A 12,554-nucleotide genomic window follows, 5' to 3' on the forward strand; every position below is an offset into this window, starting at 1 on the left:
TAGTTTCAATTGCGTTACAAATAATCATCTTGCCTATTATGGTTTTTTTTACTTTGAAAGATAAGGCTATACATTCGTCTGTCTGGTTTTTGCTTATGTTCTCATTGGTATTAGTATTAGTTTCTTCGATCGTTGAATCACTTTCAGTATAAGTGCAAGGAGTTTCATTCCATGTTACTTGGGGAATTAAGCGCTTGTTGAACGGAAGTTACAAAACGTTATACCTTTTGAGGAATACCATGGTTTTGTCCCTACTTTAAATGTGTTAGCAATCATAATAATGGTTTTCTATTTTAGAAGCAGCTCGTGGTAAGGAAGTGGCCTAATTGTTAATTAAGATATTAACGTTAGGTGTTTCTGGATATAGGGGAGTAGAAATATATAATGAAAGAAATAAAATATATACAAAAACTGGAAGACCAGTCTATTTTTTCCTTACACCATCATCATTTTTATGGTAGTAAATACCAGAAATATTATCCGGAAATTCTTTTGTTCATTACTACGATTATTTCTGTTGTGATATTCCTTACAACATACCCTAAAGAAATTAATATTTTCGCAATCTTATATTTGTTGATAAACATTCTTTATTATGTTTATCTGCGATTGACTAGAAAACGAAGACTCATTAAATACTTTAATAAATTTTATACTGCAGGAAAAGAGTTTATCGAATCCGAGTTAACCATTCGCTTTGAAGATTCATATATCTTCACCCAATACAAAAATGTGGAGTCAAAGATTCCCTATGAAAATGTCGAAAGATTGTCTATAGGAACGGAGGCTCTTTATGTATACATCTCTAATATCCAAGCGTTGATTTTACCAAATCGAATTTTTACTTCGCCAACGGAAAGTAAGGCGATTATTGACTTTCTAATAGAGAAAAATAGAAATTTAAAAAACACTTCCAAATGATCCATTTAGCTGGGCCCAAAAGATGGGATTTTCTTGGTAAGCGATTGCACCAATTGGAAAAGATATTGGCCGCTATATTGAATTATTATCTTATATAGCAGATTAAACTTCTAGGCGATCCCGGCTTCCTTGGTGGGATGGAGAGGAGAGGTGGCTTGTTATGCTTTCTGAATTGGCTCCCAACCAATATTTCTCCGGGGTTTCTCTTGCTGCAGATCTTGCAGATGATTTACATTCCTTTGGTTCGGCTCGGCCATCGGAGCAGGTTTGGGAACAAACAGTGCAAACCATTGCACGTATTCCAGAAATCATTTCTACATGGATTTTTGAATATTTACCTGAATCACAAAACTTTCGTTTGTTGGCGCTTCATAGCCGTTCTGAATTTCAAATCGCACCTGTTGTGTCCAAATATTCAGTACCTTGTCATCATGTTGTAGACTCCAATATGATTTTTGAATTGAATTTGGTAGACGAGGAATCCTTTTTTCAACCTCTCACAGAAACCCTTCCAGAGAAAACATCTGCTATGTATTTGGGTTACCCCATTCGTTCCGATATTGGGACTGTGATCGGAGTGATTGGAATGGTCGTTGAAGATAAGTTCAAACATAAATTCAAAAACTTAAAACTCATCGATGTAATTGCTGATCAATTGAGTAGGGAATTGATTCAATTTAAAAATGAGCAAATAATCGCGGAAACTTTAAATACCGCATCCTTTGTGAAACATTCTTTGGCGGAATTGTTTCGTCTTCTATCTGTTAAGTCTGCTGACCTAACAACGACTTGCCGAAATTATTTACAAACAGGAACAAAACTCTTTGGATTGCCATTGGGTTTGATTGCTTCCAAAATTGGTAATGATTGGGAATACAGTTTAGTCGAAGGGAATGTACATGGAATCTATGAAGGAAAAAAGTTTTCCAAAGAAGAATCCAAGTTCACATCGGCTCATTTTTCTAATTCAGCCATTATCCGAAAGCAACTTTTGTCGACTTCCGTTGAGGAAGTCAGAGATCACATACTGGAAGCGGGAATCTCTTGTTTGATGGAATATCCATTGAAGGTTCATAACCAAACCATTGCTATTTTAGGTTTTTATGGACGGAACGATCAGAAAATTGAATCTGCTGAATTGTTCCAAAGGGTATTCGAACTTATGGGGATTGGATTAGCTAATGCAATCGAAAAACATAATATTGGTTTGTTATCAAAAATTGTGTTTTTGGAAAAAGAATCACCAAATTGGTAGGCAAGCTATGTTATTAGTTTTCTATTATGGTAATTAATTCATCTGAATTGAACATATCCACTGGTGAAATGACTGGTTCAGAGTAAGGAATTTCATTACCGTATCTTTTCTTCATCAAAGTTTGAACCTGTTTTGATGAAGTATCAAAATCTTTTAGAGTTTTCAATTTCCCAATTTTAATTCCTGTAATTTTATCGTAAATTTTCCAAATGAGTTCTGTGCAATAAATTCGATCTTCAGACCACTCGAAGTAAAGGTCATAATGTTTGCCGAGTAATGAGTCACCATAAGTTTTCATCTGTGAGATTATTTCCGGTGTAAGGATTTCCTTTGTATTGGTTAATATTTTCCTTTAGGGTTTCGTTTATTTTCTCTGAATCTTTATTCTGTAGACAAATGTGAAATTCCTGGATTTTTGCGGGGTAGCTTAAGTCCCCAACCAACCATAAATTCCAACCATTTTTGCCAAAAAACGATTGACTTTGGTATATTACATATCCAGTCTTTTATATAACCAATTAGTTATGCAAACACTTGATTCCACATTCGCAGCTCTCGCCGACCCCACTCGCAGGGAGATCCTCATGCGCCTTGCGAAAGGCGAGTCGACGGTCATGGAATTGGCGAAACCTTTTCGAATGAGCCAACCTGCCATTTCGCGCCATCTTAGAGTTTTGGAAAAAGCTGGTCTGATTTCAACATCCGTCCGAGCCCAAGAACGACCCCGCCGATTGGAAACGGCACCCCTCAAAGTTGCTATCGATTGGATCGAAAAATACCGCCAGATGTGGGAGAAACGATATCAGGCGTTAGATGGACTATTAGAAGAATTACAAACAATACAAACCAAGGGAGATAAGCAAAATGAAATCAGAAAAAGAAGAAGCTAAGATGGAACTTCGAGGTGAGACGGAAGTTGTGTTTACACGCTATTTCGCGGCACCACGTGAATTGGTGTTCGATTGTCACACCAAACCCGATCTGATGCGCCGATGGTTGATTGGTCCCGAAGGTATGGTATTAGATACTTGCGAACAAGATCTTAGGGTTGGTGGCAAATACCTATATCTTTATGCGGATGCAAATGGAAACAAAGGTGGTGTTTATGGAACATTTCGAGAGGTCCTTGCACCTGAAAAATTTTCCAATACCGAGAATTACGTGATGGATATGTCGACTTTCGATCCGAATGCTCCCGAAGACCCGAATGCCACTATCGAATCTCGTACCTTCACAACCGAAGGCAAACAGACTCTAATGACACATGTATATAGATTTTCTTCTGCTGAAGTGCGCACAACGATGATCGAATGTGGTGCGGTTGATGGTATGTCGGAATGTTATTTGGAATTAGATAAAATATTGTCAACGATGGTTTAGAGATTGTATCCATGCCTTGTGCGATTTTGCTCGGGCATGGGCATTACCTTTATATAGTAAACCACTAAACGCTACTTAGATGGTTGATTGCTTCCTCTTCCGAATTCAGAAAAAAAACATCCTTCCCAGAATTCATTTCATAAATAAAATCATTTAGACTTTTGCTGGAATAAACAGAAAAATCCCCAACAATAGCCAGTTTCATTCGGTAGTTCACAATCTTTTGTAATACATCCCCTGCAAGACCAGTTTTTAAATCGAAGAAACTTTCGGGGATTTGATATTGTTTTAATACAAAGCGCTCAGTTCCTGATTCATATTGTGTTGTTGCAAAGAAGTCAAGGGCTGAGGAACCATCGGTGAAAACGATTTCCGTTGTATCGACCACTGCGATATCAATATTGTTTTTTTGTATTTTGCGAATGTTCATTAAATCAAATTCCTATTGGAAAGGCTATTTGTGAATTCCGATTCTACCTTCAAAGGTGATCTCAGTCAAACTTTGAGAAGCCCTTATCGATGCAAATATGAAGGGCGCTGAGAGTTCGTAAAACTTAAGACAGCCGAATGCTTTTTTTGGCGATGTTGATAACCTGTTGCATTTAGGTAATAAATTTTCTTGTAAATCTAGTTAAGTTTTGGAAAGTTAGATTGTCTCCTTGTATGATGTTGGCTTAAAAGAATGTTAAGAAAAATATTCACATCTATATTGTTATTCGGAATATCTATCTCTGTATTCTGTAAATTCCTTGAGACATTTGATTTTCAGTGCTTAAATGATGAGTTTATTTCCAAAGTAATTGATCAGGAACATCAAAATTCGGAAGTTCCCTGTGATGGAAAAACCCATAGCTTCGAAGATTGTTTTTGTCAGAAAGATTATTCTATCTTCGAATCGACGAAGTATTTCAAACCTGTTTTTATCGTTTTTTCCGTATCCTTTATTTCTGATATTTCAATCTCTCTAATTGACCATCTTGAATACCAAAATCCTGAGCTGGTATTTTCAGATCTCTATTTTTCCCAACAACTAACTCACACTAAACTTCAAATCTGATATAAAGCCTACTTCTTCTTTAGCTTTATATTGTATTGGAGTAAAATATGTTATTATTAAGGAATGCGTTTGCGTTCAGCTTCGTCTTGGCGTTGCCGCTATATTCTCAGTCTTTTTCTCTTGATCAGATACTGAGTATTGCCGAATCCAAAGCGGATTTAATCCTCTCTGGACAGGCGAAAGTAGAAGAAGCTGAAAATTTAAAACAAAAAGCGGGAAAATACAAGAACCCGAACATTTCTTTGGATTACGGTAGAAGACGGGCAAGTAATGAATCTGGTCCCGAATACGCATTGGGATTAAGCCAAGACTTCTACTATCCAGGAAAGAGAGACTTACGAATCAAAATTGCCGAAGCAAGTGAAAAGTCACTTTTGGCAGAGTTAGAACAAAGTAAGTTAGAGTATAGGTTCAGTGTGATTAAGTTGGTATACTCTTACTTAATCGCTTCAGAAAAGGCTTCTCACATTAAGGATAGGATCAAGCGAGTCTCTCAAATTGAATCCTATATCGAGAAGAAAGTTTTCGTTTCTCCTGAAACAAAAGTTGAGTTGTATCTTGTGCAAAATCGTTTGTTAACCCTTCAAAAGCACCTGATTGTTCTTGAGAAAAATAGATCGGTAGAATGGGAGAAACTGAATTTTTTCTTAGGTTTGGAAAAGGAAATTTCAATTCGATCTCCTTGGCTTCAGAAAGGAAAACCTCTACCTAAAAGTGATCTTTTGTCAGCAATGATTAGTAAGAATCCTGTATTAAAACAATCTCAGAGTAGAATTCAACAAGCAAAGGAAGAAGTAGAACTTGCAAGATTAGATAAGTATTCGGATATAAAATTGCAAGGTTCGATTGGAGAAGATAAGTCGGGGGTTGCCAATAGATTCTTTGACTTAGGTGTCTCGTTTGCTGTACCTTCGTTGGACACTAACGAGGATGTTGTGAAGAGTATGCAAGCTAGAACCGTATCAGAGAATTATCTTCTCAATCATCAAATAAGAATCTTAACGACCAGGCTAAACTCCAGCTTAATAGAATACGATTCCATTAACAAATCCTTAGATAAATTTTCCATTTCTCTAGTTTCTTCCATAGAACAAAAACTTAGTTATGCGGATAATGAATTTATCAAAGGTCGCATCAGCCTAATTAATTATTTGGAACTTGAAACACAACTTCATGAAACTCATGAAGCTATATACGACTATCAAATGCAGTTTGTGGACAACATTACCGAGATTTTGTTTTTAACTAATAATCCTGATTTTGAAGGAGCCATCGATGTTAAGTAGAATATTAGAGTATTCGCTCAAGAATAGAAGTTTTGTAATCATTTTCTCGTTTCTGTTGATCTCTTTAGGATTGTATTCTCTGTCCAGGGTTTCTCTTGATGCATTACCAGACATTTCTAATGTAATCGTCGAAGTGAATACAAAATCAGGTTCTTTAGATCCAGAACTGGTAGAGAAAACAATAACTTTCTTTATCGAAACGGAGTTATCGGGAATTCCAGGTGTGGTAGATATTAGGTCATTGTCCAAGTTCGGATTGTCTAATGTGGTTTTGACTTTTGAAGATGGCACTGATGTTTATCGTGCTAGGCAAATCGTAATGGAACGACTTCAGAATGTAAAAGATAGAATCCCACCTTGGGCTATGCCTGAATTAACGCCTATTACTACAGGGCTTGGCGAGATATTGATGTATTCTGTTACTGCAAAATCTGGCTCTAAGTTAGATATGTTAGATGAATCAGAAAAACTGACGTATCTGCGAACGATACAGGATTTAAGTATAAGAAATCAAATCAGATCTAATGTGAAAAATATTGCTGAAGTGGATACGATAGGAGGATATGCACAAGAAATACATATTGACTTAATTCCAAATAAGTTAAAAGCACAAAGCATTAGTATTAATGAGATCATTAATGCTCTTGATTCCGTTGGAGATAACTTTGGCGGAGGTTATATAGAGAAAAACGATGAAATGATCATTGCAAGATCTTTCGGAAGTGGATTGAAATTGGAAGAATTGAAAAAAATTCCAATCCGTCAGAATGGTTTAGGTAATTTAGTTCGAGTAGGTGATGTCGCCGTCGTAAGAGTTCATGGAATGCAGAGGTTAGGATCAGCAACGCATAACGGAAAAGAAATCGTTCTTGGGACAGTGATGATGTTGATGGGATCGAATAGCAGGGAAACTGTAAGTGAATTGAAAGACTTCTTGGACAAGATCCAATTGCCCGAAGATGTAGAGATCAACATATTAAGCGAAAGAAGTTTTCTTGTGAATGCTACGATTGCAACGATATTTAAAAATTTAACGGAAGGTGCACTACTTGTTGTATTGATTCTTTTTCTGGCTCTGGGAAATTTCAGGGCATCCATTTTTGTAGCAATCATCATTCCTCTTTCTATGTTGTTCACCGCAATAGGGATGTATTATTTTAACATATCTGCAAATTTAATGAGCCTAGGTGCAATTGATTTTGGGTTACTCGTTGATGCCGCGATCGTTATGGTCGAGAACGTGCTTGCGAAGAGAGAAGAGTTAGGTGATAGTCCCGTTTCTGATCCAATAACATTTGTATTGGAAGCTTCTCGGGAAATTTTGGCACCTGTCACGTCCGGTATCATTATAGTCGCAACTGTGTATGTCCCGATTCTAACTTTGGATGGAGTGGAAGGGAAGATGTTTCGTCCTATGGCAGAGGCAGTATTGTTAGCACTTGGCGGTAGTTATTTAATCACATTACTCGTTATTCCAACGTTATGTTTGTTCATAGTAAAGGGATATATCCAAAAATCTAAAAAGAACGGCAGGTTCGATAAAATTAAGAATTTATATGTTCCTATCCTACTTTTCGGATTTAAACAGAGGCGATTTGCTTTATTAACTGCAGTTTCTTTGTTCTGTGTTTCTTGCTTAATATTCTTTAGATTAGGTGGCGATTTTATTCCTCAATTGAAAGAGGGAGATATGATGATTACTGTTGTTCGGGATAGTAATATCAGTTTATCCAAATCCACCGAAATGCAGAAGAAAATGGAGACTTTTTTGCGTGGATTTAAAGAAGTTGAGTATGTGTTTTCAAGAACTGGGACTACCGAAGTTGCTAATGATCCAATGGGAATTTATATGTCGGATACTTTTGTTATCCTTAAAAAGGACTCAATCGATTCTTTGATTCGAGAAAAGAACTGGAATGAATTTATAGAAAGGTTAAGGGTTCGCTTAAATGATGAATTTCCTGAGGATGAAATATCCATTGGACAACCTGTAGAAGCAAGATTCAACGAGTTATTGGAAGGTAGTCGTGCTGATATTACTTTTCGTATTTTAGGAAACGATTTAGAGACATTAATTTTACTTCAAAACGCTGCTGAAGAGAATTTGAAATCAATCGATGGAGTAGGTGATGTTGAACTTGATCCTATCTTAGCACTAAGGCATGGCAAAGTTTTGGATTTTAAACCTGATTATGATCGTATCCTTCGGTATGGTATCACCATTCAAGATTTCAACAATACATATAATGCATACCTAAGTGGTAGAAGTGTTGGCAACTACTATGAAAACGATAAAAAATTTCCTATTGTTGTGAAGCTTGCGGAAGAATATCGTGAGTCTCTTTCCGATTTAAGCCAATTGCCGATAGGAACGCTGGATTTGGGTGCTGTTTCTATGCGTGAGGTTTCTAATTTTACTTTGGAAAAAAAAGTAATGACTATTTCTCGGAGTAACGGTAGGCGTTATGCTGCGATTTCTATTAATTTGGAAAACCGTGATATGGAGAGTTTTGTTAAAGAAGCAAAGGAGAAAATTAATTCAAACCTTAGTATTCCAAATAATTATCAGGTTTTTTGGGGAGGGCAATTTAAAAACTTAGAGAAGGCAAAGTCAAAACTTGCGATCGTTGTTCCCGTTACTTTGTTCGCTATATTTTTTCTTTTACTCAAAAGTTTAAATAGTTATAAACAAGCGATTTTGGTTTATTTAAGTATACCCTTTGCAACGACAGGAGGTATCTTCGCTCTTTATTTAAGAGGAATGAACTTTAGCATTTCAGCAGCCATTGGATTTATCGCCTTATCTGGCATTGCCATACTCAATGGAGTTGTAAAAATACATAATATAAATCAGTTACGTAAGAGCGGAATGTCTCTTAAAGAAGCTGTCCAAGAAGCTGCTGTATCCAGACTAAGACCTGTATTAATGACAGCCTTGGTTGCATCTTTAGGATTTATTCCTATGGCAATCGGTGAAGGATTAGGTGCGGAAGTGCAAATGCCGTTGGCAACTGTAGTCATAGGTGGGCTTGTTTCCTCCACCTTGTTAACGTTATTCCTACTTCCCGTGTTTTACGAATGGCTTGAGGAAGATTAAACAGAATACGGATTATTTTGCGATTATAGGTGAGGAAATTGATCATGAAAGATAAATATATTCAGAAAGCTCCGGTTAAGTCTCTTTGTTGCGCAGAAGACGAAAACGAATACTCTAAAGTAGATACAAAAAGATTGAAAAATGAATCGGATAATCATGAACATGGCGAGGATAATGAGCATGATCACAGTCATCCGATAAAAATATTTTTGCCGAGTATCATCTCTCTAGTGTTATTACTCGGTGCTATTTTTTTCGATAATGTATTAAAACCAGAATGGTTTAAAGGTTGGGTTAGGATTCTTTGGTATCTACTTTCTTATACTCCTGTGGGCTTGCCTGTACTGAAAGAAGCTGGCATTAATATTGGAAAAGGAGAAATTTTTTCTGAGTTCTTCTTAATGAGTATTGCTACGATCGGAGCATTTGCCATTGGCGAATATCCAGAAGGTGTTGCAGTCATGTTATTTTATGCCATTGGGGAGGTTTTTCAAAACATAGCGGTAAAAAGGGCGAAGTCTAGTATCAAGTCTTTACTTGATCAAAGACCTGATGAAGTTACGGTGTTAAGAAATAATCTACAACAAACAGTAAAGGCAGAAAGCGTTACTATTGATGAGATTATACAACTTAAACCAGGAGAAAAGCTTGGTCTCGATGGAATATTATTATCTGATATAGCATCATTTAACACAGCGGCTTTAACTGGTGAAAGTAAACCAGATACGAAAGCAATAGGCGATACCGTATTGGCTGGTATGATTAATCTTAATACTGTTTCCCAGGTAAAAGTAACAGCAATATACGCAGATAGTAAACTAAGTAAAATCTTGGAATTAGTTCAAAACGCGACTTCTAGGAAAGCACCTACAGAATTACTTATTCGGAAATTCGCAAAAATTTATACACCTATTGTTGTTCTGTTAGCTATAGCAACATGTTTACTTCCTTATTTTTTTATATCAGACTATCAATTTAGTGATTGGTTGTATCGGTCTTTGGTGTTTCTAGTTATTTCTTGCCCTTGTGCATTAGTGATAAGCATTCCTTTGGGTTACTTCGGTGGTATTGGTGCAGCTAGTCGGAACGGTATCTTGTTCAAAGGCAGTAATTTTTTAGATGCTCTTGCTAGCATTCAAAATTTGGTAATGGATAAAACTGGGACAATGACAGAGGGAGTTTTTAAAGTTCAGGAAGTTGTTTTCAATCCAGGATTCAACCAAGCTGAAATTCTAAAAATGGTAAAAGCTCTGGAAAGTCATAGTAGTCATCCAGTAGCAACTGCTATCATCGGCTTTGTTGACTCAGTAAGTGATGAGATTTTCTTACAGAGTGTAGAGGAAATCTCTGGATATGGATTAAAAGCTGAGGTGGATGGAAAGCAGTTATTAGTCGGGAATTTTAAGCTGATGGATAAATTTGCCATCGTTTACGACATTGATCCGAAGACTATTGTTTATACGGTCATTGCGGTTGCTTACGATAAAGAGTTTATCGGTTATATTACTATTGCTGATCGCATTAAAGAAGATGCTCAAATCGCAATTGATAAGTTGAATTTGCTTGGTGTAAAATCAACAATGCTAAGTGGCGATAAAAGTACGATAGTAAAATTTGTTGCAGAAAAACTAGGCATACAGAGTGCTTTTGGGGATTTGCTTCCCGAAGATAAAGTAAACAAGATAAAGGAAATCAAATCGAAAGGAGAAACCGTGGCTTTTGTCGGAGACGGGGTTAATGATGCACCTGTTGTAGCGTTAAGTGACGTGGGTATTGCGATGGGTGGTTTAGGAAGTGATGCCACAATTGAAACTGCTGATGTAGTAATACAGGACGACAAACCAAGTAAAATACCTATGGCAATCAATATCGGGAAGCAGACAAGACTGATTGTTTGGCAAAATATCATTCTAGCTTTTGTGGTAAAAGGTATTGTACTGATCTTAGGTGCAGGTGGACTGGCAACAATGTGGGAAGCTGTTTTCGCAGATGTCGGGGTTGCACTTCTCGCGATTTTAAATTCAGTCAGATTGCAGATGAAAAAATTCGCAATTAAATAGTGAATTTTATTAAGTCATTTGAAGTTTTCGTGTAATTAATAGGAGATATTTATGTTATTAGAAATCGGTTTTGTTGGAATTTTATTTATAATTTATTTAGTTTTATGGAAAACTAAAAGAATGATTCAGAAAAAAAGAACTGGAAAAGATCCAGAAGTCATCGGGAAATCGAAATCGAATTTGCAAGCCTTAATGAATATTCTTTTTAAAGCGATAACCTATTATGTAATACTGATAATCGTAATTCATGCTTTAAAACTTGATTTATATGGGTTAAATGCTCAATTCGATTTCTTGGTTGGAATCGAATGGGATATTACCGGTTTTGTTATTGGGTTGATTGGTCTTTCTTTTTGTTTGTATGCACAAATAAAAATGAAAAATTCTTGGCGAGTCGGTATAGATGAGAATTCGAAAGAGGAATTGATTACTGATGGCATCTTTAGTTTAGTAAGAAATCCTACGTATCTTGGATTGTTTCTTCTGAATTTTGGTGTTTGGATTATTTGGCCGACTCACTTAGTTTTTTATTTAAACATTGTTTTTGTTTTGTTATTTGAAATACAAGTTCGTTGTGAGGAAGATTTTCTAGAAAACTTGTATGGAGAGGACTATAAGTTATACAAAGAAAAATCATATAGATACCTTCCTTTCTTATATTAGAATCACTTTTTCGCCTTTGAAAGAGTCCGGATATTTGGGAGAATCAGAATTGTGACTGATATCCTTACAATTGTGATTCGGGCTATCTTACTGGCAGTTTAATAGTTGTTTGCTGATAGACTCACACTACCAACCGATCTCCTTCTTATCCCGAAAGAACTTTCCAGTCGGGCCACTATCAGGTAAAGTGGCCGCCCATACAATGGTTTCTGCCCCTTTCTCCACAGGCCTTGTGGCACTCGCTCCCCCCATATCGGTTTTTACCCAACCAGGACAAACAGAATTGATTTTGATGTTTTTACCTGCGGCCTCAACACTCGATAGACTTGTGAGTGCATTGATTGCTGTTTTGGAAATGCGGTAAGCGGGATACCCTCCGCCCATTTCAGACAACTGTCCCATCCCAGAACTGACATTCACAATCCGACCATAATTGTTTTGGATCATCATTGGTAGAAATGTCTGAATCAAACGAAAAGGGCCGTAGAGATTGACGAGGAGAGTTCTATGTAAGTCTTCGCTTGTGGTGTCATAAAAAGAGCCGGGATCAGCAAAGATCCCAGCATTGTTTACGAGAATGTCTAATTTACCAAAACTTCCTGTGATGGTATCGAATGCTCCACCTATACTTTGTTCTTTGGAAACATCGAGGGAAATGATTTCTCCTTTACCCACAGCCTGGACGGCTGTTAGTGTTTCCGTTGCCTCTCCAGGGTTTCTAGCACCGATGAGGACATAGATTCCTTGTTTTGCCAGATCAATGGAGACTTGTTTTCCAATCCCTCGGTTGGCCCCTGTGACAAGTGCAATGCGTTCCTTGGTTTCTTTCATGGAA

The 12,554-nt window shown here is 36.8% G+C and carries 10 protein-coding genes and 1 pseudogene; 8 read left to right on the forward strand and 3 right to left on the reverse strand.

Features of this window, described 5'->3' with window-relative positions; genetic code table 11:
- The first annotated feature begins 384 nt into the window (after window positions 1-384).
- Both LEP1GSC195_RS17065 and LEP1GSC195_RS17070 read left to right on the forward strand, forming a co-directional pair.
- Complete coding sequence (locus LEP1GSC195_RS17065) at window positions 385-921, forward strand: YcxB family protein (RefSeq protein ID WP_015682631.1); 537 nt, start codon at window positions 385-387, stop codon at window positions 919-921.
- Window positions 922-1,081: 160 nt separating this feature from the next.
- Window positions 1,082-2,176, forward strand: coding sequence for a GAF domain-containing protein (locus LEP1GSC195_RS17070; protein WP_015682645.1), 1,095 nt, complete (start codon window positions 1,082-1,084; stop codon window positions 2,174-2,176).
- A gap of 13 nt (window positions 2,177-2,189) precedes the next feature.
- Here LEP1GSC195_RS17070 and LEP1GSC195_RS17075 read toward each other — a convergent pair.
- Window positions 2,190-2,498: pseudogene (locus LEP1GSC195_RS17075) on the reverse strand (YiiX/YebB-like N1pC/P60 family cysteine hydrolase); the annotation flags it as partial.
- A gap of 202 nt (window positions 2,499-2,700) precedes the next feature.
- Here LEP1GSC195_RS17075 and LEP1GSC195_RS17080 point away from each other — a divergent pair.
- The gene (locus LEP1GSC195_RS17080) at window positions 2,701-3,066 is read left to right on the forward strand and encodes an ArsR/SmtB family transcription factor (protein ID WP_040506920.1); all 366 of its coding nucleotides are present in this window, start codon (window positions 2,701-2,703) and stop codon (window positions 3,064-3,066) included.
- Window positions 3,041-3,556 carry an SRPBCC domain-containing protein gene (locus tag LEP1GSC195_RS17085; protein WP_015681486.1) on the forward strand — a complete coding sequence of 172 codons (516 nt, stop codon included), beginning with the start codon at window positions 3,041-3,043 and terminating at the stop codon, window positions 3,554-3,556. The genes LEP1GSC195_RS17080 and LEP1GSC195_RS17085 overlap by 26 nt, the downstream gene beginning before the upstream one ends.
- Before the next feature lie 64 nt (window positions 3,557-3,620).
- Here LEP1GSC195_RS17085 and LEP1GSC195_RS17090 read toward each other — a convergent pair whose 3' ends face one another.
- The gene (locus LEP1GSC195_RS17090; RefSeq protein WP_015680597.1) at window positions 3,621-3,986 is read right to left on the reverse strand and encodes a DUF4180 domain-containing protein; all 366 of its coding nucleotides are present in this window, start codon (window positions 3,984-3,986) and stop codon (window positions 3,621-3,623) included.
- Between the two features lie 674 nt (window positions 3,987-4,660).
- On the opposite strand from LEP1GSC195_RS17090, the gene LEP1GSC195_RS17100 reads away from it, so the two are divergent.
- The 4 genes from LEP1GSC195_RS17100 to LEP1GSC195_RS17115 are packed head-to-tail and all read left to right on the forward strand — an operon-like array spanning window position 4,661 to window position 11,719.
- A complete protein-coding gene (locus LEP1GSC195_RS17100; protein WP_040506922.1) occupies window positions 4,661-5,899 on the forward strand; it encodes a TolC family protein in 1,239 nt (412 codons plus the stop codon).
- A complete protein-coding gene (locus tag LEP1GSC195_RS17105; protein ID WP_015682702.1) occupies window positions 5,889-8,996 on the forward strand; it encodes an efflux RND transporter permease subunit in 3,108 nt (1,035 codons plus the stop codon). Before LEP1GSC195_RS17100 ends, LEP1GSC195_RS17105 begins: the two co-directional genes overlap by 11 nt.
- Window positions 8,997-9,040: 44 nt before the next feature.
- Complete coding sequence (locus LEP1GSC195_RS17110; protein WP_015682176.1) at window positions 9,041-11,056, forward strand: heavy metal translocating P-type ATPase; 2,016 nt, start codon at window positions 9,041-9,043, stop codon at window positions 11,054-11,056.
- Between the two features lie 51 nt (window positions 11,057-11,107).
- Entirely contained in the window at window positions 11,108-11,719 is a 612-nt protein-coding gene (locus LEP1GSC195_RS17115) for a methyltransferase family protein (protein WP_015681740.1), read from the forward strand.
- A gap of 126 nt (window positions 11,720-11,845) precedes the next feature.
- On the opposite strand, the gene LEP1GSC195_RS17120 is transcribed toward LEP1GSC195_RS17115, so the two are convergent.
- Window positions 11,846-12,550: an SDR family NAD(P)-dependent oxidoreductase gene (locus LEP1GSC195_RS17120; protein ID WP_015682248.1), complete on the reverse strand. Its 705-nt coding sequence runs from the start codon at window positions 12,548-12,550 to the stop codon at window positions 11,846-11,848.
- Window positions 12,551-12,554 lie beyond the last annotated feature (4 nt).

The organism is Leptospira wolbachii serovar Codice str. CDC (assembly GCF_000332515.2).
In the GTDB taxonomy this organism is placed as follows: domain Bacteria; phylum Spirochaetota; class Leptospiria; order Leptospirales; family Leptospiraceae; genus Leptospira_A; species Leptospira_A wolbachii.